Below are 24,489 nucleotides of genomic sequence, written 5' to 3' on the forward strand. Positions count from 1 at the left end.
TCTGTCATCCCATCCTGGTGTGGCTTTCTGCCGTGCCTTTTGATCACGTTTCGACAGGTTTTCCATGACACGATATATCTTCGTGACCGGCGGCGTTGTGTCTTCCCTTGGCAAGGGCATCGCTTCCGCCTCGCTGGCGGCGATTCTTGAGGCGCGCGGCCTCAAAGTCACCATGCTCAAGCTCGACCCCTACATTAACGTCGACCCGGGCACCATGAGTCCTTTTCAGCACGGCGAGGTGTTCGTCACCGAGGATGGCGCCGAGACGGATCTGGATCTGGGCCATTACGAGCGCTTCATCCGCACCAAGATGACCCAGGGCAACAACTTCACCACCGGGCGCGTGTACGAACACGTGCTGCGCCGCGAGCGCCGTGGCGACTACCTGGGCGGCACCGTGCAGGTTATTCCCCACATTACCGACGAGATCAAACGCCGCGTCTACGCCGGCGGTGAAGGGTTCGACGTGGCGCTGGTGGAAATCGGCGGTACCGTGGGCGATATCGAGTCGCTGCCGTTTCTGGAAGCGATCCGCCAAATCAGAAGCGAGCTGGGCGCCAGCCGCGCGCTCTACATGCACCTGACGCTGGTGCCCTACATCAAGACGGCCGGCGAGACCAAGACCAAGCCGACCCAGCACAGCGTCAAGGAGCTGCGCTCCATTGGTATTCAGCCGGATATCCTGATTTGTCGTAGCGAGGTGGAGCTAGAAGAAGTCGAGCGGCGCAAGATCGCGCTGTTCACCAACGTCGAAGAGCGCGCCGTGGTGCCGTTGCAAGACGCCGACACCATCTACCGCATTCCGCTGATGCTTCACGAGCACGGTCTGGACGACATCGTTTGCGACAAGCTGCGGCTTGAAGCCGGCGAAGCCGATCTCACCGAGTGGGTTCACGTGCTGGATGCCAAGCTCAACCCGCTCAAGTCGGTCAGCGTTGCCATGGTGGGTAAATACATGGAGCTTCTGGACGCCTACAAGTCGCTTAATGAAGCACTGACCCACGCCGGTATTCAGGGGCGTATCAAGGTCAATGTCGACTACATCGACGCCGAAGATATCGAGCGCCACGGCACCGAGCGGCTGGCCGGCAAAGACGCGATTTTGGTGCCCGGCGGTTTTGGCGAGCGCGGCGTAGAAGGCAAGATCATGGCCGCACAGTTCGCCCGCGAAAATAAGGTGCCGTATCTGGGTATCTGCCTCGGGCTGCAGGTCGCGGTGATCGAGTTTGCGCGCAACGTTGCCGGCTGGGCGGACGCCAATTCGACCGAGTTTACCCACGATACGCAGCACCCGGTGGTGGGCCTGATTACCGAATGGCTCAACGCCGAGGGCAAGATCGAGCTGCGCGATGCGGCGTCGGATCTGGGTGGCACCATGCGTCTGGGTGGGCAAGTTTGCCACCTGGCCGCCGGCACCAAAGCGTATGAGGCCTACGGCGCCGATGAAATCATGGAGCGCCATCGTCACCGCTTTGAGGTCAACAACCAGTTCGTTGAGGCGCTGGAAAGCGCCGGACTGATTGTCTCCGGTCGCAGCGTTGATCAAACGCTGGTCGAGGTGGTCGAGCTTGCTGATCACCCGTGGTACGTTGCCTGCCAGTTTCACCCGGAGTTCACCTCGACGCCACGCGACGGCCACCCGCTGTTTAGCGGCTTTATCAACGCCGCCGTTGAGCACAAGGCGGCGCGCATCCGCGCCCAATCGGCTCATTTGACCACTCAGGAGTAACGCCGTATGAGCGAGGCGGCCAATACCGCGAGCCCCCAGCCTACCCCTGACGAGCGTCACATTAACGTTGCCGGCTTAACCGCCGGCAATTCTTTGCCGCTTATGTTGTTGGGTGGGATGAACGTGCTGGAATCTCCGGCGCTGGCTGACGAAGTGGCAAGCGCCTTTGTCGAGGCGACCGGGCCGCTTTCCATGCCCTACGTCTACAAGGCGAGCTTTGACAAGGCCAACCGCAGCTCGATCCATGCGTACCGTGGGCCGGGGCTTGAGAAAGGCCTGCAGATGCTCGCCGATATCAAGGCGCGCCATGGCGTACCGGTAATTACCGACGTCCACGAGCCGTGGCAGGCCGCGCCCGCCGCCGAGGTGGCGGACATCATCCAGCTGCCGGCGTTTCTCGCGCGCCAGACCGACCTGGTCGTCGCATTGGCCAAGACCGGTGCGGTGATTAATATTAAAAAACCGCAGTTTCTGGCCCCCCACGAAATGCGCCATATTCTGGCCAAATGCCGCGAAGCCGGTAATGATAACCTGATGCTGTGTGAGCGCGGCACCAGCTTTGGCTACAACAATCTGGTGGTCGATATGCTGGGCCTTGGCGACATGAAGCAAACCGGCTACCCGATATTTTTTGACGCGACCCACGCGCTGCAGCGCCCCGGCGGGCGTGCCGACAGCGCCGGTGGCCGCCGCGCCCAGGTGGCGGAACTTGCCCGCGCGGGCGTTGCCGTGGGGCTCGCCGGGCTGTTTCTGGAAGCGCACCCCGACCCCGACCGCGCCCGCTGCGACGGCCCCTGCGCGCTGCCGCTTGATCAACTCGCGCCGTTTTTACACCAGCTTGCCGCGCTGGACGGGCTGGTCAAGGGTTTTGCACCGCTGGCGATCCGCTAGCGCCGACCCTTTTGCCATAATGCTACACTCTTCGATCATTATAAAAAGGATACATTGATGACCAAAATTGTTGATATCCGTGCGTTAGAAGTGCTGGACTCCCGCGGTAATCCCACCGTCTTTGCCACGGTGCGCCTGGAAAGCGGTGCGCTGGGCGAAGCCTTTGCGCCGAGCGGCGCTTCAACCGGCTCGCGCGAAGCGCTTGAGCTGCGCGATGGTGATAAGGCGCGCTATTTGGGTAAAGGCGTGCTCAAGGCGGTTGAGGTGATTAACGGCAAGATCCGTAGTGCACTTTTGGGGATGGATGCCCGCGACCAGCGCGGCCTGGACGATGCCATGCTCGCGCTTGACGGTACCGACAACAAGGCCACGCTTGGCGCCAACGCTATTCTTGCGGTGTCGCTTGCCACCGCCAAGGCCGCCGCCAACGCCAAGGATGTTCCGCTTTACGCCCACATTGCCGAGCTTTACGGCACGCCGGGCGTTTATAGTATGCCGGTGCCGATGATGAATATCCTCAACGGCGGCGAACACGCCGATAACAACGTCGATATTCAAGAGTTTATGATTCAGCCGGTCAGCGCGAAAAGCTTCAGCGAAGCGCTGCGGGTCGGGGCAGAAATCTTCCACGCGCTGAAAAAAGTGCTTTCCGAGCGCGGACTTTCTACTTCGGTAGGCGATGAAGGCGGCTTTGCACCTAACCTTAAGTCCAACGCCGAGGCGCTTGCCGTCATCAAACAGGCCGTTGACGCTGCGGGCTATACGCTGGGCGAAGACGTGACGCTAGCGCTTGACTGTGCGTCGAGCGAGTTCTACGAAAACGGCCAGTACAACCTGGCCGGCGAAGGCAAAAGCTACGACGCCGAAGGCTTCACCAGCTACCTGGCCGGGCTGTGCGACGACTACCCGATCGTGTCCATCGAAGACGGCATGGACGAGTCGGACTGGGACGGCTGGAAAGCGCTGACCGACAAGCTGGGCGATAAAGTGCAGCTGGTCGGCGATGACCTCTTTGTCACCAACACCAAGATTCTCAAGCGCGGTATCGACGAGCAGATCGGCAACTCGATCCTGATCAAGTTCAACCAGATCGGCTCGTTATCAGAAACGCTGGATGCCATCCGCATGGCGCAGGACGCTGGCTTTACCGTGGTTATCTCGCATCGTTCCGGTGAAACCGAAGATACCACCATTGCCGATTTGGCAGTGGCCACTGCCGCCGGCCAGATCAAAACCGGTTCCCTCTGTCGCTCGGACCGGGTGGCCAAGTACAATCGCTTGTTGGTGATTGAAGACGAGCTTGACGGCGTTAGCTATCCCGGGCGCAAGGCTATCAAGGGACAGTAAGTGGGGATGCCGCTGGCGGAGAAGATGATTGCTTAAGGTTGTGTAAGAGATATCTTACAAGGCGCGGTGAGAATTGCTTTTTGCTGCGTATCAAAATGGTTAAACATGATGACAAATGGGATAACTGTTTGTTTCGTAAGCAGCCGTTCAAAAAGGGCGAGCCGATGTGGCTCGCCCTTTGCATTTGAGGGGGTCTTGAGCTGCCTATACAATATGGAGATACTGTGCACAGGATGAGAAGAGGCAAGGATGCTTTCAGGCAGGATGCAGGGAAGGCCAGGCAGGATGCCAGCGGTGCGCCGGGTGAGACAGTGACGTTAGCCCCGGCAGGGAAGGCGCCGTAAGGACAGTGCCAGCGAAGGCTCGTTAGGGCGTTTGCGGGAACGGGGGCACAGGGCGTGCCAGAGGAAAAGCTAGGAGCGAGCGGCCTGAGGGCCGCTTTTTTTGTGCCTACTTGCCTAACGTTCGAGCTTGTCGATCTTGCCGCTTTTGCCGTCCCACTCTTCGGCATCCGGCAACGGATCCTTCTTCTCCGTGATATTGGGCCATTCCACGGCCAGGTCGGCGTTAATCTCAATAAACTGCTCTTGCCCTTTGGGCAGCTCATCTTCGGAGTAGATAGCATCGACCGGGCATTCGGGCTCGCACAGCGCGCAGTCAATGCACTCGTCAGGGTCAATAACCAGAAAGTTGGGGCCTTCGTAGAAGCAATCGACCGGGCAAACTTCTACGCAGTCGGTGTGTTTGCACTGAATGCAGTTTTCAGTCACGACAAACGTCATCGCGGTATCCCTCTAGCAACACCGGGCGTTGCCCGATTTTTAGTCATCGATAAGTTTATAAAAAGCCGTTTTTATAAACTAAAATATATAAATGAAAGCAGGTTGGTGCATGCTAGCGTTAGGCCCTTTGGGCGAAACGCCAGCTCACTGGGCGATAAACGCCTTAAACGCCTTAAACGCCTTAAACGCCCGCGGCAGCCTGCACGCTGCGTAACTCGGCATTATATTACAGACGGCCCTGCCATTCATATAAAAGTGCCAGCGCCTGGCGCGGCGAAATGTCATCCATCTGCAGGTTACCTAGCGCTTCGATCACCGGATGGGGGCTTTGGGCAAACAAATCATCCTGCTGTGGTGACGTAACGCCTGGCGTTGCCTCGTCGGAAGCGCCCTGGCTATTCTCTTGATTGTCGCGCTGCTCCAGGGCGGTCAGTTTCTCTCGCGCATGGCGAATTACCTGCGGCGGCACGCCGGCAAGCTGAGCCACCTGTAGCCCGTAGCTCTGGCTTGCCGCCCCGGCCTCGATGCGGTGCATGAACACGATGCGCTCGCCGTGCTCAGTGGCTGTCAGGTGGATGTTGGCCACGCCCTCGCGGTGTTCAGGTAGCGCCGTCATCTCGAAGTAGTGGGTGGCAAATAGCGTCAGCGCTTTGACGTTGGCCAGATGTTCAGCGCTGGCCCAAGCCAGTGACAGGCCGTCGAAGGTGCTGGTGCCGCGGCCAATTTCATCCATCAGCACCAGACTTTGCCCAGTGGCATTGTGCAAAATGTTGGCGGTTTCGGTCATCTCGACCATAAACGTCGAGCGCCCGCCGGCCAGATCATCGGATGAGCCGATACGGGTGAAAATGCGATCGAGCGGGCCGATCTCGGCGGCGTCGGCAGGCACAAAACTGCCGCAATGGGCGAGTAGGGCAATCAGTGCCGTTTGGCGCATGTAGGTCGATTTACCCCCCATGTTAGGGCCGGTGATCACCAGCATATGCTGATCATGTCTGAGCGCGGTGTCGTTGGGCACAAACGGATTGGCGCTGACCTGCTCGACTACCGGGTGACGGCCGGCGTGAATGGCAAGTCCGGTAGACTCGACAAGGGTGGGGCGCACCCAGTCAAGTGCCTCGGCGCGCTCGGCAAAGGTGCACAGTACGTCGAGCTCGGCAAGCGCTTGCGAGGTGGCCTGCAGCGCGCCAAGCTCGGCGTTCAACGTTTCCAGCAGCTGCTCGTAAAGATGTTTTTCGCGCGCCAGCGCCCGGGATCTGGCCGACAACGCCTTGTCCTCGAATTCTTTGAGCTCGGGGATAATAAAGCGCTCGGCGTTTTTCAGCGTCTGGCGGCGAATGTAGTCGGCCGGAGCCTCTCGCGCCTGGGCCCGAGGTAGCTCAATAAAATAGCCGTGAACGCGATTGTAGCCGACTTTCAGGTTAGCAAGGCCGGTGCGCTCGCGCTCGCGAGTTTCGAGCCTGATCAGATATTCGCCGGCGTTTTCGGCCATACCGCGATGCTCGTCGAGATCACTATCAAAGCCGTCGCGGATGACGCCGCCGTCGCGCAGCACCACCGGTGGGTTATCGATAATCGCGCGCTCAAGCGTGTCAGCCATGTCGGGGTAGGGGCGTATGTGAACGCGCAGGGCATCCAGCGCGCTGCCGTGTTCCACGGCGTTAAGGTCGCGCTCAAGCGCGGGCAGCGTGGCGAGCGCGTCGCGTAGCCGAGCCAGATCGCGTGGGCGTGCGCTATAAAGTGCTACACGCGCCAGAATACGCTCCATGTCGCCCACGGCAGCAAGCGTTTCACGCAGCGGCATATAGGCGGCATCAAGGCCGAGCAGGGCAACGCCGGCATGGCGGCCGCTGACGATCTCGCGCTGACGCAGCGGGCGGTTCAGCCAGCGCTTCAACAGGCGCGAGCCCATCGCCGTGGTGCAGGTATCGACCACGCTTGCCAGGGTGTTGTCGGTGCTGCCAGACAGATTAGCGTCAATTTCCAGATTGCGCCGGCTGGCGGCGTCGATGACCACGGCGTCGTCGCGGTTTTCCACGCCGATGGCGCTGACGTGGGGCAGCGCGGTGCGCTGGGTGTCCCGAGCGTAGTCGATGAGTACGCCTGCCGCTGTCAGTGCCGCGTTCAGGTGCGCGCAGCCAAAGCCGCGCAAGTCGTTGACCTCAAACTGCTGGCACAGCGTGCGCGTGGCGCTTTCCAGATCAAACAGCCATTCGCCCTGACGCCGAAGGCCGCGATGCTGTGCCAGCTCGTGGGGTAGCGCCATGCTTTCGGGAATGATCAGCTCGGCCGGCGACAGGCGCGTCAGCTCGGCGAGCATTTCGGCCTCGCCTTCCACCTCCAGCACGCTGAAGCGCCCGCTGGAAAGCTCAAGCCAGGCGAGGCCCCAGGTCTGCTGATGGGGCGCAATGGCGGCCAGCAGATTGTCGCGGCGGGCGTCCAGCAGCGCCTCGTCGTGCAGCGTGCCGGGGGTCACAATGCGCACCACGCGGCGCTCCATCGGCCCCTTGCTGGCGCCCGGTTCGCCAATCTGCTCGCAGATGGCCACCGATTCGCCGGCGGCGACCAGCCGCGCCAGATAGCCTTCGGCGCTGTGATAGGGAATGCCGGCCATGGGGATGGTCTGACCGCCGGACTTGCCGCGCTGGGTCAGGGTGATGTCGAGCAGCATTGAGGCGCGTTTGGCATCGTCAAAAAACAGCTCGTAGAAATCCCCCATGCGGTAGAACAGCAGTACCTCGGGGTGGTCGCGCTTAATGTGCAAATATTGCGCGATCATCGGCGTGTGTGCCGGGGTCGTTGTGGTCATGGGTATTCTTTACAGACGTTTCTTTGGGCGAGCGAAAGTGGGTATTCTACGCTGAACGCATCCCTAACATGAAGGAGCGAGCATGGAGCCAAGCGTTGAAAGCCTGAAAAATCTTGATTTATCGCTGCTGGCCCAGCGGCTGGGGAAACTCTGCCGTCAGCACGGCGTCGAAGTTACCACTGCCGAGTCGTGCACCGGCGGCGGTATTGCCGAGGCCATCACCTCGGTGGCGGGAAGTTCCGCCTACTTTTCCAGCGGCTATGTGACCTATTCCAACGCGGCAAAATCCCGCATGCTTGGCGTGGAAGAGGGGGCGCTGGAGATGCACGGCGCGGTGAGCGAGGCGGTGGTGAAAGCGATGGTGGCAGGTGCCTGCCGGGAAAGCGGCGCGGATATCGGCGTGGCAGTCAGCGGCGTGGCCGGCCCCGACGGCGGCAGCGATGAAAAGCCGGTGGGCACGGTGTGGCTGGCCTGGGGCAGCGCCAGTGCCCCGCGGGCGGAATGCCTGCATTTTCCCGGCGACCGCCACGCGGTCCGTGAGCAGGCGGTGCGCCAGGCCGTCGCGCGGCTGGTGGCGGATCTGGATGGTCACGGCGAAACGGCGTAAAAATCGTGCCGGCATTTTGTTATGCGTGAATCTTTGGCATACTACTGGCTAATTATACAGCACCTACAGAGGATGCATTGAATGGCTCAGGATGAAAATCGTAGCAAGGCGCTTGAAGCGGCACTTGGCCAGATTGACCGCCAGTTTGGCAAGGGCACCGTCATGCGCCTGGGCGATGCGCCCCGCGTCGTCATGCCGTCGGTCTCGACCGGCTCACTGGGGCTGGATATTGCGCTGGGAATCGGCGGGTTGCCGTATGGCCGCGTCGTGGAAATTTTCGGCCCGGAGTCGTCGGGTAAAACCACGATGACGCTGTCGGTCATCGCCGAGGCACAAAAGCAGGGCAAGGTGTGCGCCTTCGTCGACGCCGAGCACGCGCTCGACCCGAGTTACGCCGAAAAACTGGGCGTCAACCTCAACGACCTGCTGATATCCCAGCCGGATACCGGCGAGCAGGCGCTTGAGATCACCGACATGCTGGTGCGCTCCGGCGGTGTTGACGTCATCATCATCGACTCGGTGGCCGCGCTGACCCCACGTGCCGAGATCGAAGGTGAAATGGGCGACACCCACGTGGGTCTGCAGGCGCGTCTAATGTCTCAGGCGCTGCGCAAAATCACCGGCAACATGAAGAATGCCAACTGCATGGTGGTGTTCGTCAACCAGATCCGCATGAAGATTGGCGTGATGTTCGGCAGCCCTGAAACTACCACCGGGGGTAACGCGCTGAAGTTCTACGCCAGCGTGCGGCTAGATATCCGCCGCACCGGCTCGGTGAAATCCGGCGACGAGGTGACCGGCAACGAGACCCGCGTGAAGGTCGTCAAGAACAAGGTGGCGCCGCCGTTCAGGCAGGCCGAGTTCCAGATCCTTTACGGCAAAGGGATTTATCACGCCGGCGAAGTGGTCGATCTGGGCGTGCAGTGCAGCCTGGTTGATAAAGCCGGCGCCTGGTACAGCTACAAGGGCAAGAAAATCGGCCAGGGCAAGGCCAACGCCGCCCAGTACCTGGAAGATAATCTCGAGATAATGCAAGAAATCGAGACGCAGATCCGCGCGCAGCTGCTAGCTCAGCCCGAACCCAAGCAGGAAAAAGAAGCCGAAAAAAGCGGCAAAGGCGGCAAAAAAGGCGCAGCCGATGAAGCAACAACGCCCGAAAGCGACGAGCTCCTCTAAGGATGACGTTCGGCCGTGATAAGCAGACGTCGCCGCGGGAAATGGCGATGGGCTTTCTGGCGCGGCGGGAATATTCCCGCGCCGAGCTGGAAAGCCGCCTGGCACGCAAAGACGTGGCGCCTGAAGAAATCGGGCCCTGTTTGGATAGGCTCGCCGAGCAGGGGTTGCAGTCGGACGCGCGCTTTGCCGAAAGCTTTGTGCGCACTCGCGTGCTGCGCGGCCAAGGTGTGCGGCGGATCCAAAGCGAGCTTTTTCAGCGCGGCGTTGAGCAAAGCGTTCAGCGTCAGGCGCTTGCCGAGGTTGTCGCGCAGGAAAACGTCGACTGGTTTGAACTGGCGCGTGACACCCTGGCGCGGCGCTTCCAAACCCCTGGCGATACCCCCAAAGAGCGCGCCCGCCGCGAGCGCTTTCTGGCCTCCCGAGGCTTTGAGTTCGAGCAGATTCGTTATGCGCTCAGCCACCTCTAGTCCCGCCTTTGCCGACCTTTCCGTTGAAGCGCGGCTTTAGTCAGCGCTCAATTTCGCTATAATGGCGTTTTTGCGACCCCGGCGGGTAGCGGCTAAAGCGCCCTGGGGCATCACGCTTTCTTGTTACGGATACCCTATGAAAAGCGCAGAAATCAGACAGGCCTTTTTAGAATTTTTTGAGCAAAACGGCCATACCGTTGTGCCCACCAGCTCACTTGTGCCGGGTAACGATCCGACGCTGTTGTTCACCAACGCCGGCATGGTGCCGTTCAAGGACGTGTTTCTCGGACGCGACCCGCGCCCTTACGTGCGCGCTACCTCGTCGCAGCGCTGCGTGCGCGCCGGCGGCAAGCACAACGATCTGGATAACGTCGGCTATACCGCGCGCCACCACACGTTCTTTGAAATGCTGGGCAATTTCAGCTTCGGCGACTATTTCAAGCGTGAGGCCATTGGTTTTGCCTGGACGTTTCTGACTGAAACGTTGGGGCTGCCCAAGGACAAGCTCTGGGTCACCGTTCACGTAAGCGATGATGAGGCCGAGCGCATCTGGAAAGACGAGATCGGCGTGGATCCTGCGCGCTTTTCCAAGCTCGATGAAGATAACTTCTGGCAGATGGGCGACACCGGCCCCTGCGGCCCCAGCTCGGAGATTTTCTTCGACCACGGCGCCGATGTATGGGGTGGGCCGCCCGGCAGCGCCGATGAAGACGGCGACCGCTACATCGAAATCTGGAACCTGGTGTTCATGCAGTACGACCGCGACGCCGAAGGCACGCTGCACGCGCTGCCCAAGCCGTCGATTGATACCGGCATGGGGCTTGAGCGGGTCGCCGCGGTGATGCAGGGCGTTCACTCCAACTACGAGATCGACCTGTTTCAGCGCCTGCTCCAGGCCGCCGCCGAGGCCACCGGTCACGCCGATACCCAGGCGCCGTCTTTGCGCGTGATCGCCGACCACATCCGCTCCTGCGCGTTTCTGATCGCTGACGGCGTAATGCCGTCCAACGAAGGCCGTGGCTATGTGCTGCGCCGGATTATTCGCCGCGCCGTGCGCCACGGGCACAAACTGGGCGCCACCGAGCCGTTCTTTCATACGCTGGTGGATGCGCTCGACGCCGAAATGGGCGATGCCTACCCCGAATTGCGCCAGGCGCGCGAACAGATCGCGCGGATTCTGCTGAAAGAAGAGCAGCAGTTCGCCCGCACCCTGGACCACGGCATGGGGCTTTTGGACGCCGCCCTGGCCGAGCTTGACGGCGAGGTGTTGCCCGGCGAAACCGTGTTCAAGCTTTACGACACCTACGGCTTTCCGTTTGACCTGACGGCTGACGTCTGCCGCGAACGCGGCGTCACGCCCGACGAAGCCGGCTTTCAGCGCGAGCTTGAGGCGCAGCGCGAGCGCGCCCGTGCGGCCAGCCAGTTTGGCGCTGACTATACCGCTACCGTTGAGCTTGACGGTAAAACCCTCTTTACCGGCTACGAGCAGCTGGAGGACGACGCCCGGGTGGTGGCTCTGGTCGACGCTGAAGGTAACGATCTGGCCGCGCTTGACGCCGGCCAAAAAGGCATCGTGGTGCTCGACCGCACGCCGTTTTACGGCGAATCCGGTGGTCAGGTCGGTGATAGCGGCTATCTTTACGTCGACGGCGGACGCTTTCAGGTGCTCGATACCCAAAAGCAGGGCGGCCACCATTTGCATCAGGGCGTTATGGTTGAGGGCAGCTTGGCGGTCGGCGCGGACGTGCGGCCTAACGTCGATGCCAGCCTGCGCACCGCCACCGTGCGTAACCACTCGGCCACCCACCTGCTGCACAAGGCGCTGCGGCTGGTGCTCGGCGAACATGTGCAGCAAAAGGGCTCGCTGGTCAATGCCGAACGGCTGCGCTTTGATTTCAGCCACTTTGAGCCAATGACGCAAAGCCAGCTGGCCGAAGTCGAGCGTCTGGTCAACGACCAGGTGCTGGCCAACGCACCGACCCTCACCGAGGAAATGAGCCTTGATCAGGCCAAAGACAAAGGTGCGGCGGCGCTGTTCGAAGCCAAATACACCGACAGCGTGCGCGTGCTAACCATTGGTGCAGACGACTTTTCCATTGAGCTTTGTGGCGGCACCCACGTAGCGCGCAGCGGCGATATTGGCTGCTGCCACATCGTTAGCGAAGCCGGCATCGCCTCCGGCGTGCGCCGTATCGAGGCGATTACCGGTGAAGGCGCGCTGGACTATTTTTATACTCAGGAAGCCTGCGTGAACCGCCTCGGCGAGCGCCTGAAGGCCAAGCCCGAGCAGGTTGAGGCGCGGATAGATTCCCTTATGGAGCGCAACCGCACGCTGGAAAAAGAGCTCGAGCAGGCCAAGGCCAAACTCGCCAGCGCCGCCAGCAGCGAGATGCTGAGCCAGGCGCGCGAGGTGGCGGGCGTGAAGCTTCTGGCCACCCAGCTTGACGGCGTTTCCGGTAAGGAGCTGCGCGGCATGCTCGATCAGCTGAAAAGCAAACTCGATTCCGGCGTGATTGTGCTGGGCGTTGCCGATAAAAGCGCCGGCAAGGTAAGCCTGATCGTCGGGGTGACAAAAGATTTGACCGATCGCGTCAAGGCCGGCGAGCTGGTCAACCATGTGGCCTCTCAGGTCGGCGGCAAAGGCGGTGGCCGCCCGGATATGGCCCAGGCCGGTGGTAGCCAACCCGATGCCCTGCCGGAGGCGCTGGCTAGCGTACCGGCCTGGTTGGAAAGCGCGCTTGGCTGATGTTTCAGGCCGGTGGCGTTAACGCCACCGGCCTTATTTTTGCTCTACGCTTCACTTCACTCTCCCTTCCCGAACGCATAGGAAACCAACGGCATATGGCACTATACGTACAGAAGTTCGGCGGCACCTCGGTGGGCTCTGTCGAGCGCATCAAGGCCGTCGCAGAAAAAGTCAAAGGCTTTCGCGATCAGGGGCATCAGGTCGTGGTAGTGGTATCCGCCATGAGCGGCGAAACCAACCGCCTGACCGATATGGCCTCAGCGCTTAACCCCGAACCCAACCCGCGCGAAATGGACATGCTGTTGTCTACCGGTGAGCAGGTGACGATTTCGTTGCTGGCCATGGCGCTGCAGCAGCAGGGCGTGCCGGCCACTTCGCACACCGGTGGCCAGGTGGGCATTCATACCGACAGCGCTCACACCAAGGCGCGCATTCAGCGCATTGAAACCGATGACCTGAAAGCCGATCTGGACGCCGGTCAGGTCGTTGTGGTCGCCGGTTTTCAGGGCGTTGATGAAGACGGCAACATCACCACGCTGGGTCGCGGCGGCTCGGACACCACCGGCGTCGCACTGGCCGCGGCACTGGGTGCCGACGAGTGCCAGATCTACACCGATGTTGACGGTGTTTACACCACCGACCCGCGCGTGTGCTCGAAAGCGCGCCGGCTGGAGACCATTACCGTTGAGGAAATGCTCGAGCTGGCAAGCCTGGGCTCCAAGATATTGCAGATTCGCGCGGTAGAATTTGCCGGCAAGTACAACGTTCCCCTCCGGGTGCTGTCGAGTTTCGAGGACGGCCCCGGCACGCTTATTGTTGCAGACTCTGATAAAGACGAGGATTCCATGGAAGAACCGCTGATCTCCGGTATCGCGTTCAACAAGAACGAAGCCAAGCTGACCCTGCTGAACACGCCTGATGTGCCGGGCGTGGCATCGCGCATTCTCGGCCCGATCGCCGCGGCCAATATTGAAATCGACATGATCGTGCAGAACGTGGCGCCGGCCGGCGACTACACCGACTTCACGTTTACCGTGGCCAAGGGCGACTACAAGACCACCAAGCGCATCATTGAAGAAAGCATCATTCCCGATCTGGGCGGCGGCGAGCTGCGCGGCGACAACAATATTGCCAAGGTGTCGCTGGTGGGCGTGGGCATGCGCTCACACGCCGGCGTCGCGTCAAAGATGTTCCGCGTCCTCGCAGAAGAGAACGTTAACATCCGTATGGTGTCTACTTCCGAGATCAAGATTTCGGTCGTGATCGACGAAAAGCACATGGAGCTTGCCGTCAAGGCGCTGCATAAGGCTTTTGGATTAGACAAAGCCGATATTGAAGAAGACTAATAGCCCCATCGTTATAACCTTCTACGCTTGAGAGGGAGGGTTTGCTACCGTATGTTGGCGAGCTTTCACTCAACGGGAAGAGTGACGTTATAACGTCAAAACCATTGGTGATGGTGGTGTCAGGGCGCATAATGTTCCGCCACCATCATTGACGGTGGGCTTCCCGTTGCAACAAAAACGTCTGAGAAGGAGATCAGCCATGCTCATCCTGACTCGCCGCGTTGGCGAAACCCTAATGATTGGCGATGACATTACCGTGACAGTTCTCGGTGTGAAGGGCAATCAGGTACGTATCGGCGTAAACGCGCCGAAAGACGTGGCTGTCCATCGTGAAGAGATCTATCAGCGCATTCAGCGCGAACGCGACAGCGAAGGTGGTCACGAAGATAGTCATGAAGGTAATGATGACAGCTGAAAAGACTGGTACTCGTCATTTGGCACCCGTCATTCAGTGCCGGTAGAGAAGGTAGAAACGCGGAGGCGTGAAAAAAATCGACACAGGGCTAGACAGGTCCCGGTTAAATCGGTAATATTCGCGCCGTGCCGTTAAGGAGAGGTGGCCGAGTGGCTGAAGGCGCTCCCCTGCTAAGGGAGTATAGGGTTTGTAGCCCTATCGAGGGTTCGAATCCCTCTCTCTCCGCCAATCGGCATTTGCAAGACGGTAAGCGCCCGTAGCTCAGCTGGATAGAGTACCTGACTACGAATCAGGTGGTCGGAGGTTCGAATCCTCCCGGGCGCACCATCTTCAGCAACATGGCAAGAACAGTCATGCTGTCAGCAGCAACACTGTAAAAAGCGCCCGTAGCTCAGCTGGATAGAGTACCTGACTACGAATCAGGTGGTCGGAGGTTCGAATCCTCCCGGGCGCACCAGATTCCAAACCCGTCCTCTCATGAGGGCGGGTTTTCTGTTTGTATCAACAAATTTGTATGAACGCATGGAATAACGCATAGGAATAATGGCCGGCGTACGTGCCGGCGGTTCTCGTTTCCTGGCCAGGTGAGCGGTGGCTCGCGCCGCTTTCCTGGTGATCGTGCTTTGGCGCCCTCCGCTTTCTGCGGTTGGGCGCTTTTTTTTATGCCGGCGCGTCGGCCGGCATCGGGTGTTCCGGCGTGTGTTGCACCAGCGCGCCCAGCAGGTCATCCAGCACGGTTAACCGCTTGATGCGCTGGAAATGGACGTCGGCTTCGTTATTGCCTTGACGCATCTGGGCCATCCACTGCTTGACCAGCGAGGTGACAATGCGCTCGGGGAGTCCCTGGCGCTGGCGCTGAGCGTAGTCTTTCAGCACGCCGGCGCGCATCGCCCAGGTGGTGTCAGCGAGGCGTTCGCCGGTTTGCTGCCAGTGGCGGATGCGCGCTGCCAGCCAGGGGTCGGCCAGTGCGCTGCGGCCAAGCATCACGTCCTCGCAGCCGGACAGCGTGCGTGCCTTCCAGTAGTCCTCAAGCGTCCAGATATCGCCATTGGCCACTACCGGGATGCCGACATGCTGGCGTATTTTACCGATCCACTCCCAGTGTGCCGGCGGGCGATAGCCTTCGTTGCGGGTGCGTGCATGTACTACCAGCCGGCTGGCGCCGCCGGCTTCTGCCGCCTGGCCACAGGCAACGGCCGGGCGGCGGTCAGCGAAACCCAGGCGAATTTTGGCGGTGACGGGGATGTGCTCGCCAACGGCATCAAAGACGGCTCGCGTGGCCTGAAACAAGCGCTCGGGGCGGCGCAGCAGCGACGCGCCGCCGTCGTGGCGGTTGACCAGCTTGGCCGGGCAGCCAAAGTTGAGATCGATACTTGTCGCGCCCAGTTCAAGCGCCTGACGGGCGTTGGCGGCAAGCGCTCGGGTATCCGAGCCCAAAAGCTGAATATGCACCGGCACGCCGGTCGGGGTGGTGACGGCGGGTTTCTGAAGCTCGGGGCAGTGCTTGTAAAACACCCGGGGCGGTAGCCGGGCGTCTACTACGCGGACAAACTCGGTGACGGTCCAGTCAAAGCCGGGGCGGGCGGTCAGCAGTTCGCGGGTTACGGCGTCGATCACGCCTTCCATGGGGGCCAGGCCGATGCTGCCGGTGTGTTTGTGGGGCGTCATTGTGCGGCGTCCTGAGCGTGCGGGGCAGCGGTGATGGCCACGGAGGCTTTCAGGCGGTTTTCCAGCGGGGCGGTGTCAACGGCTTCGCCGCGCGGCCAGCCGAGGGTCAGACAAACGCCCTGACCATCGTAGTCGGCTGCGGTCACGGGGATTTCGTGTTCCGCGCACCAGTCGCGTGCCGGGGCTTCCTGGGCGAAGTCGAGCCGCAGGGTATAGCTGTCGCGTTCGACCACTTCCCGGGTGGGTAGCGTTTCGATGGCCGTGCTGACTGCCTGGGCGTAGGCGCGTGCGAGTCCGCCGGTGCCCAGCTTGGTGCCGCCAAAATAACGAATCACCACGCAGCCGATCTCCCCCAGGCCGCTGCCGCTCAAGACCTGGTACATCGGCCGGCCGGCAGTGCCGCCGGGTTCGCCGTCGTCGGAAAAACCGATGGCCTGCTGTTCGCCGGGCGCGCCGGCAATAAAGGCGGTGCAGTGGTGGCTGGCGGCGGGGTGCGCGGCGCGGGCCGATGTCAGCAGTGTTTCAAAATCGCCAGGGGTGGGGGCGTGGCAGAGCCAGGCAATAAACTGGCTTTTTTCGACGTCGATGCTTGTGCTGTGGAAGCTCTCTGGCGCCAGCTGTGGAACGGGGTAGCGCATTAATGCTCCGTTGCGTGATGCTCAATGCCCATGACCAGGCTCAGCACCTCAATATCGCGGTTGTGTAAGAACACCGCTGGCCAGTCGGTATGGTCAAATATCAGCTGCAGGCCGTTACGGTTGATGGTTAGCCGCTTGAGCGCCACGGGCCGGCGGTTGATTTCTGCCGTGGCCGTTTCATGGGCGCCGTGTTGAAAGCGGCGGATAATAATGACATCGCCGTTGAACAGGTTGCAATCGCGCATGCCGTCGCCGCGTACTCTGACCGCGTAGGTATTGCGGCGCGTCATGCGCCGGGCGGGGTGGCGTAAGCGTGGGACAGAGGTGGCCGGTTGAGCAAAGGTGTGGGCAGCAAGCATCGGGTATCTCCAGCGTCTGGCAGAAAGCGCGTATGACAGCCTCGTGATAGCGCTTGTACTCAGGTGTGCGGCAGGCTATTTTTTTATACGCGCATTATGTTTTTTCATACAGTGTTTTAGAGTGTACCTGTTTTTAAATACAGTTAAAGGCTTTTTTCGACACGGCTAAAGGCTTTGCCGGTTTTCTTTTCGCCGGCGCGGTTTTCAGGCGGGTGCCAACGGTCGGTGAGGAGGTACGGCAGCTGCGGCCGTGAGTCGCAGACCGACTGGCGAGAGTGGGGCTTTACGTGTAGAGTTCGACGCGCAATTATTCTGTCTGGAGAGACCTTTGAGCCTGTGCCTTCAAGCCCGAAAGCTGGCCTGCGAGCGCGATGATCGCCGGCTCTTTGCGGATCTCGATGTGGACATCAACAGCGGCGAGATCGTGCGCGTGGAAGGGCCTAACGGCTGTGGCAAAACGACGCTGTTGAAGATTCTTTCCGGCCAGTTGAGCGACTATGAAGGAGCGCTTTACTGGAACGACCGTCCCCTGCGTGACGTGCGCGAATCGTTTTTGAGCAATTTACTTTATCTGGGGCATGCGCCGGGCGTGAAAGCGGGGCTGTCGCCGCTGGAAAATCTGGCCTGGTATCAGGCGCTGAGCGGCGAGCGTGGCAACGAGAAAGGGCGCCTTGAGGCGCTTGAGAACGTGGGGCTGGCAGGCTTTGAAGACGTGCCCGCGGGGCAGCTGTCGGCCGGCCAGCAACGTCGCGTTGCGCTGGCGCGCCTGGGGCTGACGCCGCGCGCCCTCTGGGTGCTCGACGAGCCGTTTACCGCGATTGATCGCGACGGCGTGGCGGCACTCGAAGCCACGCTTCTCGCGCACGCCCGCGCCGGCGGCTGCGTGATTGTGACCACTCACCACGAGCTGGCGGCGTCTCCCCAGCTGCGGCGTCTGCCGCTAGGGCAATAAAGGCCGAGGATCATCAAGGCGAGATAATGAAGGAGAGCAGGGTGCAAGAAGGGTCGGTGCTGCAGGGCGACACGCCACCGGTACGCTTTGACGTACAGGGCGCCCGGGGCGGCGTAAGCATTGCGCTGATTGCCACGCTCAGGCGTGATCTGACCCTGATGCTGCGCCATCGCGGCGAAGTACTTAACCCGCTGGTGTTTTTTGCGCTGGTCATCACGCTGTTTCCCATCGGTATTTCGCCCGATCCGGTGCTGTTGACGCGCATCGCGCCGGGGCTGTTGTGGGTGGCAGCACTGCTCGCCGCGTTGCTGTCGCTGGACAGTCTGTTTCGCAGCGACTTCGACGACGGTAGCCTCGAGCAGCTGCTGCTGGCCCCGCAGCCGCTGGCGGCGCTCTCGCTGGCCAAGGTCGCGGTACACTGGCTTTTGACTGGGCTGCCGCTTGCGCTGATGGCGCCGCTTCTGGGGATCATGCTGTCGCTGCCGGCCGGCAGCTACGCCATCCTGTCGCTATCGCTTGCCCTGGGCAGTGCCAGCCTGAGTTTGATCGGGGCGATTGGCGCGGCGTTAACGGTAGGGCTCGCTCGCGGCGGCGTACTGTTATCATTGCTGGTCTTGCCACTTTATATTCCGGTGCTTATCTTTGGCGCCGGCGCCGTCCAGGCCGCCATCATGGGTGACGGCGCCGGTGCGCATCTGGCCATACTCGGCGCGCTGCTGGCGGCTTCGCTGGCGCTTTCGCCCTGGGCGATTGCCGCGTCGCTGCGTATCAGTATCAACGGTTGAGGGAAACCACTATGTGGGCGTTTATTCACAAGCTAGGGTCGCCTAAATGGTTTTATGCCATCAGCGCTAAACTGCAGCCGTGGTGTTGGGCGGTGGCGGCGCTGCTGATTGTCGCGGGAACCGTTTGGGGGCTAGCGTTTGCGCCGGCGGATTACCAGCAGGGCAACAGTTTTCGAATCATTTACATCCACGTGCCGGCCGCGTTTCTGGCCCAGTCTGCGTTTATCAGCATGGCGTCGGCGGGGCTTGTGTTCATGGTCTGGAAGATCAAGGTGGCCGACATGGCTGCCACGGTGATGGCGCCGTTCGGCGCGGCGATGACCTTTGTGGCGCTGTTTTCCGGCGCGGTCTGGGGCGTGCCCACTTGGGGAACCTGGTGGATGTGGGACGCGCGACTGACCTCGATGTTAATTTTGCTATTTTTGTACCTGGGTGTGATCGCGCTACGCGGCGCCTTTTCTAGCCGCGACAGCGGTTCGCGCGCGGCCTCGGTGCTGGCCATGGTAGGCGTCATCAATATTCCGATCATCAAATACTCGGTGGATTGGTGGTACACGCTGCACCAGCCGGCGACCTTCAGCGTCACCTCAACCCCGTCTATGCCGATGACGATGTGGCTGCCGCTATTGGTTATGGTGCTGGGGTTTTACAGTTTTTTTATCGCCTTGACGCTGATGCGTACGCGCAGTGAGATTTTGCGCCGCGAGGGCAGCAAGCGCTGGGTCAGAGAGCTTTTCCAGGAGGCGCGATAGATGGCGTTTACCTCGTTTGCCGATTTTCTCGCCATGGGCGGTCACGCACCTTACGTGTGGTCCGCTTGGGGCGTTACGCTATTTCTTCTGCTGGCGTCGGTGTGGCATGCCCGCCTTGAGCGTCGCCAGCTTATCAAGGGCCTGAAGCGCCGCGAACGGCGAGATCAAGCGCATCGCGCGACGCAGCAGGACACCGCCGCACGTAATGCGGCTGCAGGTGGAGGTCACCATGACACCTAAACGCAAGCAGAAACTCTTTGTCATTCTCGGCTTGGTCAGCCTTGCGGCCATTGCCACGGGGCTGACGCTGTACGCGCTGCGCAGCAACATCAACCTGTTTTTCAGCCCGGTGCAGATCGCTGAGGGCAGTGCGCCGATCGAACGCCAGATGCGCGCCGGCGGCATGGTCAAAGAGGGCACCGTTTCGCGCGACCCCGAAAGCCTTAACGTTGAGTTCACCGTGACCGACTACGTTAGTGATCTCGATGTTTATTTCAGCGGGATTCTGCCGGATCTATTCCGCGAAGGGCAGGGGGTTGTCGTGGTGGGTGAGCTGCAGGAAAGCGGCCGCTTCCGTGCCGATCAGGTGCTCGCGCGTCACGACGAAAACTATATGCCACCGGAGGTGGCCGATGCACTGGAACAGGCGGGCTATCAACCGTCGGATTTCAAGACCCAGGGGAAAACGGCCGATTCACGCACCTCGGACGGCTAGCTCCCCTGACATCACCCTGACAGGCCCTGCTGATACTCCCGCGATTCCGGAGCGCACATGTTGACGAAAATGATTCCCGAAATTGGCCATTTTGCGCTAATTATCGCGCTACTGATGGCACTGGTGCAGGCCGTGGTGCCGCTTGCCGGCGCGGCCACCCGGCGCCCGCTATGGATGGCCTACGGCCGCCCCATGGCGGTCGGGCAGTTTGTCTTTATCGGCATTGCCTACGCCTGCCTGACGGCCAGCTACATGCTGGATGATTTCAGCGTGGCGAACGTGGCCAATAACTCCAACTCAATGCTGCCGTGGTATTACAAGTTCAGTGCGGTGTGGGGTAACCATGAAGGCTCGGTGCTGCTTTGGAGCTTAATGCTTGCGGGCTGGGGGCTGATGGCATCACTTTGTTCGCGCAACCTGCCGCGTGACATGGTGGCGCGGGTGATCGGCGTCCTGGGTGTCATTGGTTCCGGGTTTTTGCTGTTTGTGCTGATTACCTCCAACCCGTTTTCCCGCCTGCTGCCCAACGTGCCCCAGGACGGCGCCGACCTTAATCCGCTGCTGCAAGATTTTGGCCTGGTGGTGCATCCGCCGATGCTCTATATGGGCTATGTCGGTTTTTCCGTGGTGTTCGCCTTTGCCATTGCCGCGCTGCTGGGCGGCCGGCTGGACGCTGCCTGGACTCGCTGGGCGCGCCCCTGGACCAACATTGCCTGGGCCTTTTTAACCGTAGGCATCGCGCTGGGTAGCTGGTGGGCCTATTACGAACTTGGCTGGGGCGGCTGGTGGTTCTGGGATCCGGTGGAAAACGCTTCGCTGCTACCGTGGCTGGCCGGTACCGCGCTGATTCACTCGCTTGCCGTGACCGAGAAGCGCGGCTCGTTCAAAAGTTGGACGGTGCTCTTGGCCATTGCGACGTTCTCACTATCGCTGATGGGTACCTTCCTGGTGCGCTCGGGCGTGTTGACCTCGGTGCACGCCTTTGCCAACGACCCCGCGCGCGGGTTTTTCATTCTGATGCTGCTGGCGATTACCGTCACGCTGTCGCTTTTGTTGTTTGCCCTGCGCGCGCCCAAGGTCAGCCACAAGGTGGGCTTTAACTGGCTATCGCGGGATTCGCTGCTGCTGATCAATAACATTGTGCTGGTCATCATGACCGTGACTATCCTGCTGGGCACGCTGTATCCGCTGATTCTCGACGCGCTGGGGCTGGGTAAAATCAGCGTTGGCCCGCCGTATTTCAACACCTTGTTTGTGCCGCTGGCGATCGTTATGAGCCTGTTTATGGGGCTTGGCCCGATTGCCCGCTGGAAGCAGATGCCGGGCCGCGAGCTGTACTCCCGGGTGTGGCTGTCCGGTGTGGCCGCGCTGGTGCTGGGCGCGCTGATTCCGGTGTTTTATGGTCCCGAATGGAACGCCCAAGTCATGCTGGGCATGATGTTGGCGCTGTGGATTGTGCTGCCGCTGCTGCGTGATATCGTGGTCAAAGCGCGCAGTGCCAAGACCTTTGGCCGCGGCTTGAAAAAGTTCTCGTTGGCTCACTGGGGCATGGTGCTGGGGCATCTGGGGATCGCCGTGACCATGGTCGGTGTGGCAGTGGTCTCCAACGGCAACATTGAGCGCAGCGTGCGCATGGCGCCGGGTGATTCGGCCGAGATGGCCGGCTACACCTTCACCATGCAGGAATTTACCGAGCGGCGCGGCCCCAACTACCTGGCGGATACCGCGGTGATTCGCGTCGAGCGCGAGAACGGCAGTAGCTTTATGATGCGCCCGGAAAAACGCCTGTATCTGGCGACCGGCATGCCCCTGACCCAGGTGGCGCTGCGCGCTGGTTTTACCCGCGATCTGTACGTAGCGATGGGTGAAGACCTGGGCGACGGCAGCTGGGCCATACGCCTGCAGTACAAGCCGCTAGTGCGCTGGCTGTGGCTGGGTGGCCTGCTGATGGCCGCCGGCGGACTGCTTGCCGTGGCTGATAAGCGTTATCGCCGTGCGCCCAAGCGCCGCCGGGGCGTCGCGTCGGATACGGCGTCATCACAGGAGGCCTCCGGATGAAGCGTCGACTGTTGTTGTTTTTGCCGCTTATCGCCTTTCTGGGGCTGGCCGCGTTTTTTTATTATCGTCTGGGGCTGGATCCGTCGTACCGGGATTCAGCGTTGATCAAGCGGGACTTCCCTGCGTTCAGCGCCTCGACCCTGAAAGACCCCGAGCGCCGCGTTGATGAATCGCTGCTCAAGGGCGAGGTCACGCTGGTCAACGTCTGGGGCGAATGGTGTCCCGCCTGTAAGCAGGAGATGCCACAGCTGCTGGATCTGGCGGATCGCGGCATCCGCATGGTGGGCGTCGACTATCGCGACACCCGCGAGAAAGGCCAGCAATTTCTGGAAGAGTTCGGCGACCCGTTCGAGCTCAATATTTTTGATCCCGACGGCGATCTGGGCTTTGACCTGGGCGTTTACGGCGCACCGGAAACCTTTCTAGTTGATGCTGACGGCGTGATTCGCTATCACCATACGGGCTATATTGCCCCCGAAGACGTGCGCGACGTGATTGTGCCGGAGGTGGAAAAATGGCAATAACCCGCTGGCTGTTGGCCGCCCTGTTGATGACGACGGCAATGACGCTTGCCACTGGCGTGCTTGCCGGTGGCATCGAGGTGCGCGACTTTGACAGCCCCGTGCAGAAGACGCGCTACCTCGACCTGACGTCGTCGATGCGCTGCCCGCTGTGCGAAAACCAAGCCATTGGCGATTCCGACGCGCCCATCTCCGGCGATATGCGTGACCGCGTGTATACGCTGTTGCAGGACGACAAGTCGGATACTGAAATCGTCAACTACATGGTTCAGCGCTTCGGCGAGTACATTCTGTATAACCCGCGGCTGGACAATCGCACCTACCTGCTCTGGGGTATTCCCGTTGCGCTGTTGTTGGCCGGCGCGTTGTTGGTGGTGCTGCTCGTACGCGCCCGGCGCAACGCCTCAGTCGCCTCGCTCAGCGCCGATGAGCGTGCCCGCCTTGATGAATTAATTAACCGCAAGAGGTCTCCATGATACCGCTGTGGATTGGGTTTGCCGTACTGCTGGTGCTGGCACTCTGGTTTCTGGTGTTGCCGCTGCGCGAGTCGCGCCGCCTGCACGATACGCTGGCGGCTGACGAAGCCAACGACACCGCTGCCGAGCAAAACGTAGCGATTTTCCGGCGCCGGCTGGAGTCGCTTGACGCCGCCCGCGCGCGTGGCGATATCGATGAGACGCAATACGCGCAGGATCGCCTGGAGCTTGAGCGTAGCCTGCTTGGCGACACTGAACGCCTGTCGCGTCGCCCGCTCAAGGTCTCAAGTGCCGGCCGAATAGCCGTCCCGCTGCTTATGGTGGCGGTGGTGCTGGCAAGCGTCATCTGGTACCAGCAGCAGGGTGCTGAAGGCGATCTGGCGCTTTATGCCGTGCAACAGGAGGTGCAGAACGACCCTGACGGCTCGCTGGCCATGTATCTGGAGCGCATGGAGGCGCAGGCTGAACGCCAGCCGGACAATCCCAACGTCTGGGGCGAGCTGTTTCCGCTGTATCGCCAGACCGGCCAGCCGGAAAAAGCCGCCGCTGCGCTTGAGCGCCTGATCGCGCTGAAAGGTCGCCGTGCGCCGCTGCTCGCGCAGCTGGCACAAATTCGCTTTTTCATGGCCGAGCGCAAGCTCACCCCCGAGGTGCAGGCGCTGGTCGATGAAATCCGCGAAAAAGATCCCCGCGAGCCCACGATGCTGGGTGTAATGGGGATTCACGCCTTTGGCAACGGTGACTACGAGACGGCCATTGACCGCTGGCGTCGCGCGGTTGCCAACGTTCAGAATCCGGATACGGAAGCATCGCTCAAGCAGGGCATTCAGGTCGCCCAGCAGCGTTTGGGGATTGATCCGGATGACGCCGCCGATGCACAGGCGCCCAGCCACGGCGTAGCGGTGCAGGTCGCGCTGGACCCGTCACTGCGCGATCAGGTAGCCGACGACGCCACGGTGTTTATCACCGCGCGCGATCTCGCCGGTGAGCTGCCGCCGCTGGCGGTGGTGCGCACCACGATCGCCGAATTGCCGACCACCGTGACGCTGGGGGAAAACAACGCCATGTCGCCCCAGGCGACGCTTGCCCAGGTGGATAACGCCCGCCTGGTGGTGCGCGTATCGCCTTCGGGCCAGGCCATGCCCCAACCGGGAGACCTGTTCGGCGACGCCGATAACGTGCCCGTGGGGGCGGTGGCAGATAGCGACGCCGTTGAGGTGACCATTAACCGCGTCTTCAAGTAAGCGGAC

Annotated in this window: 23 protein-coding genes and 3 tRNA genes; 21 read left to right on the forward strand and 5 right to left on the reverse strand. The window is 61.1% G+C overall.

Going from position 1 to position 24,489, the window contains the following annotated elements:
* Positions 1-64 precede the first annotated feature (64 nt).
* From B5495_RS12310 to eno, 3 genes are read left to right on the forward strand one after another with little or no spacing between them, the layout of a single operon-like run.
* Entirely contained in the window at positions 65-1,729 is a 1,665-nt protein-coding gene (locus B5495_RS12310; protein WP_079554143.1) for a CTP synthase, read from the forward strand.
* Positions 1,730-1,735: 6 nt separating this feature from the next.
* Entirely contained in the window at positions 1,736-2,620 is an 885-nt protein-coding gene (kdsA, locus tag B5495_RS12315; protein WP_079554145.1) for a 3-deoxy-8-phosphooctulonate synthase, read from the forward strand.
* A 57-nt stretch (positions 2,621-2,677) separates the two neighbouring features.
* Entirely contained in the window at positions 2,678-3,967 is a 1,290-nt protein-coding gene (gene eno / locus B5495_RS12320) for a phosphopyruvate hydratase (protein WP_079554147.1), read from the forward strand.
* Between the two features lie 458 nt (positions 3,968-4,425).
* Here the strand turns inward: eno and fdxA are convergent, their stop codons facing one another.
* Positions 4,426-4,749 carry a ferredoxin FdxA gene (gene fdxA, locus B5495_RS12325; protein WP_079554149.1) on the reverse strand — a complete coding sequence of 108 codons (324 nt, stop codon included), beginning with the start codon at positions 4,747-4,749 and terminating at the stop codon, positions 4,426-4,428.
* Positions 4,750-4,975: 226 nt separating this feature from the next.
* Positions 4,976-7,558 carry a DNA mismatch repair protein MutS gene (gene mutS, locus B5495_RS12330; protein ID WP_079554151.1) on the reverse strand — a complete coding sequence of 861 codons (2,583 nt, stop codon included), beginning with the start codon at positions 7,556-7,558 and terminating at the stop codon, positions 4,976-4,978.
* A gap of 82 nt (positions 7,559-7,640) precedes the next feature.
* On the opposite strand from mutS, the gene B5495_RS12335 reads away from it, so the two are divergent.
* The 9 genes from B5495_RS12335 (at position 7,641) to B5495_RS12375 (ending at position 14,772) form a co-directional block, all read left to right on the forward strand.
* Positions 7,641-8,165 carry a CinA family protein gene (locus B5495_RS12335; RefSeq protein ID WP_079554153.1) on the forward strand — a complete coding sequence of 175 codons (525 nt, stop codon included), beginning with the start codon at positions 7,641-7,643 and terminating at the stop codon, positions 8,163-8,165.
* 81 nt (positions 8,166-8,246) lie between these two features.
* The gene (gene recA, locus B5495_RS12340; protein ID WP_079554155.1) at positions 8,247-9,341 is read left to right on the forward strand and encodes a recombinase RecA; all 1,095 of its coding nucleotides are present in this window, start codon (positions 8,247-8,249) and stop codon (positions 9,339-9,341) included.
* Between the two features lie 2 nt (positions 9,342-9,343).
* Complete coding sequence (locus B5495_RS12345) at positions 9,344-9,808, forward strand: regulatory protein RecX (protein WP_079554157.1); 465 nt, start codon at positions 9,344-9,346, stop codon at positions 9,806-9,808.
* 136 nt (positions 9,809-9,944) lie between these two features.
* Positions 9,945-12,554, forward strand: coding sequence for an alanine--tRNA ligase (gene alaS, locus B5495_RS12350; protein ID WP_079554159.1), 2,610 nt, complete (start codon positions 9,945-9,947; stop codon positions 12,552-12,554).
* A gap of 95 nt (positions 12,555-12,649) precedes the next feature.
* Positions 12,650-13,900, forward strand: coding sequence for an aspartate kinase (locus B5495_RS12355; RefSeq protein ID WP_079555078.1), 1,251 nt, complete (start codon positions 12,650-12,652; stop codon positions 13,898-13,900).
* A gap of 199 nt (positions 13,901-14,099) precedes the next feature.
* Positions 14,100-14,315 carry a carbon storage regulator CsrA gene (gene csrA, locus B5495_RS12360; RefSeq protein ID WP_079554161.1) on the forward strand — a complete coding sequence of 72 codons (216 nt, stop codon included), beginning with the start codon at positions 14,100-14,102 and terminating at the stop codon, positions 14,313-14,315.
* A 135-nt stretch (positions 14,316-14,450) separates the two neighbouring features.
* Positions 14,451-14,543, forward strand: a tRNA-Ser gene (locus B5495_RS12365).
* 22 nt (positions 14,544-14,565) lie between these two features.
* Positions 14,566-14,642 (forward strand) — tRNA-Arg (locus B5495_RS12370).
* A gap of 53 nt (positions 14,643-14,695) precedes the next feature.
* Positions 14,696-14,772 (forward strand) — tRNA-Arg (locus B5495_RS12375).
* A gap of 203 nt (positions 14,773-14,975) precedes the next feature.
* Here the strand turns inward: B5495_RS12375 and B5495_RS12380 are convergent.
* The 3 genes from B5495_RS12380 to B5495_RS12390 are packed head-to-tail and all read right to left on the reverse strand — an operon-like array spanning position 14,976 to position 16,980.
* Positions 14,976-15,941 carry a tRNA dihydrouridine synthase gene (locus B5495_RS12380; protein WP_079555080.1) on the reverse strand — a complete coding sequence of 322 codons (966 nt, stop codon included), beginning with the start codon at positions 15,939-15,941 and terminating at the stop codon, positions 14,976-14,978.
* A 38-nt stretch (positions 15,942-15,979) separates the two neighbouring features.
* On the reverse strand, positions 15,980-16,621 hold the full coding sequence (locus tag B5495_RS12385) for an IMPACT family protein (RefSeq protein ID WP_079554163.1): 642 nt from the start codon (positions 16,619-16,621) through the stop codon (positions 15,980-15,982).
* Entirely contained in the window at positions 16,621-16,980 is a 360-nt protein-coding gene (locus B5495_RS12390) for a LexA family protein (protein ID WP_079554165.1), read from the reverse strand. The genes B5495_RS12385 and B5495_RS12390 overlap by 1 nt, the downstream gene beginning before the upstream one ends.
* Before the next feature lie 328 nt (positions 16,981-17,308).
* Between B5495_RS12390 and ccmA the strand changes: the two genes are divergently transcribed.
* The 9 genes from ccmA to ccmI all read left to right on the forward strand — a co-directional run bounded on the left by ccmA (position 17,309) and on the right by ccmI (position 24,483).
* Positions 17,309-17,932 (forward strand): cytochrome c biogenesis heme-transporting ATPase CcmA, encoded by a 624-nt coding sequence (gene ccmA / locus B5495_RS12395; RefSeq protein ID WP_079554167.1) that lies wholly within the window; start codon positions 17,309-17,311, stop codon positions 17,930-17,932.
* 119 nt (positions 17,933-18,051) lie between these two features.
* The gene (ccmB, locus tag B5495_RS12400) at positions 18,052-18,717 is read left to right on the forward strand and encodes a heme exporter protein CcmB (protein WP_422822034.1); all 666 of its coding nucleotides are present in this window, start codon (positions 18,052-18,054) and stop codon (positions 18,715-18,717) included.
* A gap of 11 nt (positions 18,718-18,728) precedes the next feature.
* Positions 18,729-19,469 (forward strand): heme ABC transporter permease, encoded by a 741-nt coding sequence (locus tag B5495_RS12405; RefSeq protein WP_079554169.1) that lies wholly within the window; start codon positions 18,729-18,731, stop codon positions 19,467-19,469.
* The gene (ccmD, locus tag B5495_RS12410; protein ID WP_079554171.1) at positions 19,470-19,709 is read left to right on the forward strand and encodes a heme exporter protein CcmD; all 240 of its coding nucleotides are present in this window, start codon (positions 19,470-19,472) and stop codon (positions 19,707-19,709) included.
* Entirely contained in the window at positions 19,699-20,184 is a 486-nt protein-coding gene (gene ccmE / locus B5495_RS12415; RefSeq protein WP_079554173.1) for a cytochrome c maturation protein CcmE, read from the forward strand. Before ccmD ends, ccmE begins: the two co-directional genes overlap by 11 nt.
* 57 nt (positions 20,185-20,241) lie before the next feature.
* Positions 20,242-22,242, forward strand: a complete 2,001-nt coding sequence (locus B5495_RS12420) for a heme lyase CcmF/NrfE family subunit (RefSeq protein ID WP_079554175.1) — start codon at positions 20,242-20,244, stop codon at positions 22,240-22,242.
* Positions 22,239-22,766: a DsbE family thiol:disulfide interchange protein gene (locus B5495_RS12425; RefSeq protein WP_079554177.1), complete on the forward strand. Its 528-nt coding sequence runs from the start codon at positions 22,239-22,241 to the stop codon at positions 22,764-22,766. The genes B5495_RS12420 and B5495_RS12425 overlap by 4 nt, the downstream gene beginning before the upstream one ends.
* On the forward strand, positions 22,757-23,239 hold the full coding sequence (locus tag B5495_RS12430) for a cytochrome c-type biogenesis protein (RefSeq protein ID WP_079554178.1): 483 nt from the start codon (positions 22,757-22,759) through the stop codon (positions 23,237-23,239). Before B5495_RS12425 ends, B5495_RS12430 begins: the two co-directional genes overlap by 10 nt.
* A complete protein-coding gene (gene ccmI, locus B5495_RS12435; RefSeq protein ID WP_079554180.1) occupies positions 23,236-24,483 on the forward strand; it encodes a c-type cytochrome biogenesis protein CcmI in 1,248 nt (415 codons plus the stop codon). Before B5495_RS12430 ends, ccmI begins: the two co-directional genes overlap by 4 nt.
* Positions 24,484-24,489: the final 6 nt, after the last annotated feature.

Source organism: Vreelandella subglaciescola (assembly GCF_900142895.1).
Lineage (GTDB): Bacteria > Pseudomonadota > Gammaproteobacteria > Pseudomonadales > Halomonadaceae > Vreelandella > Vreelandella subglaciescola.

Bases quoted from the DNA above. Each gene is read 5' to 3' on its own strand.
- alaS (WP_079554159.1), top strand. From the start codon at position 9,945: ATGAAAAGCGCAGAAATCAGACAGGCCTTTTTAGAATTTTTTGAGCAA.
- mutS (WP_079554151.1), bottom strand. From the start codon at position 7,558: ATGACCACAACGACCCCGGCACACACGCCGATGATCGCGCAATATTTG.
- B5495_RS12420 (WP_079554175.1), top strand. From the start codon at position 20,242: ATGTTGACGAAAATGATTCCCGAAATTGGCCATTTTGCGCTAATTATC.
- B5495_RS12310 (WP_079554143.1), top strand. From the start codon at position 65: ATGACACGATATATCTTCGTGACCGGCGGCGTTGTGTCTTCCCTTGGC.
- B5495_RS12345 (WP_079554157.1), top strand. From the start codon at position 9,344: ATGACGTTCGGCCGTGATAAGCAGACGTCGCCGCGGGAAATGGCGATG.
- ccmI (WP_079554180.1), top strand. From the start codon at position 23,236: ATGATACCGCTGTGGATTGGGTTTGCCGTACTGCTGGTGCTGGCACTC.
- csrA (WP_079554161.1), top strand. From the start codon at position 14,100: ATGCTCATCCTGACTCGCCGCGTTGGCGAAACCCTAATGATTGGCGAT.
- eno (WP_079554147.1), top strand. From the start codon at position 2,678: ATGACCAAAATTGTTGATATCCGTGCGTTAGAAGTGCTGGACTCCCGC.
- ccmD (WP_079554171.1), top strand. From the start codon at position 19,470: ATGGCGTTTACCTCGTTTGCCGATTTTCTCGCCATGGGCGGTCACGCA.
- fdxA (WP_079554149.1), bottom strand. From the start codon at position 4,749: ATGACGTTTGTCGTGACTGAAAACTGCATTCAGTGCAAACACACCGAC.
- kdsA (WP_079554145.1), top strand. From the start codon at position 1,736: ATGAGCGAGGCGGCCAATACCGCGAGCCCCCAGCCTACCCCTGACGAG.
- B5495_RS12425 (WP_079554177.1), top strand. From the start codon at position 22,239: ATGAAGCGTCGACTGTTGTTGTTTTTGCCGCTTATCGCCTTTCTGGGG.
- B5495_RS12335 (WP_079554153.1), top strand. From the start codon at position 7,641: ATGGAGCCAAGCGTTGAAAGCCTGAAAAATCTTGATTTATCGCTGCTG.
- B5495_RS12355 (WP_079555078.1), top strand. From the start codon at position 12,650: ATGGCACTATACGTACAGAAGTTCGGCGGCACCTCGGTGGGCTCTGTC.
- ccmE (WP_079554173.1), top strand. From the start codon at position 19,699: ATGACACCTAAACGCAAGCAGAAACTCTTTGTCATTCTCGGCTTGGTC.
- B5495_RS12405 (WP_079554169.1), top strand. From the start codon at position 18,729: ATGTGGGCGTTTATTCACAAGCTAGGGTCGCCTAAATGGTTTTATGCC.
- B5495_RS12380 (WP_079555080.1), bottom strand. From the start codon at position 15,941: ATGGAAGGCGTGATCGACGCCGTAACCCGCGAACTGCTGACCGCCCGC.
- B5495_RS12430 (WP_079554178.1), top strand. From the start codon at position 22,757: ATGGCAATAACCCGCTGGCTGTTGGCCGCCCTGTTGATGACGACGGCA.
- recA (WP_079554155.1), top strand. From the start codon at position 8,247: ATGGCTCAGGATGAAAATCGTAGCAAGGCGCTTGAAGCGGCACTTGGC.
- B5495_RS12385 (WP_079554163.1), bottom strand. From the start codon at position 16,621: ATGCGCTACCCCGTTCCACAGCTGGCGCCAGAGAGCTTCCACAGCACA.
- B5495_RS12390 (WP_079554165.1), bottom strand. From the start codon at position 16,980: ATGCTTGCTGCCCACACCTTTGCTCAACCGGCCACCTCTGTCCCACGC.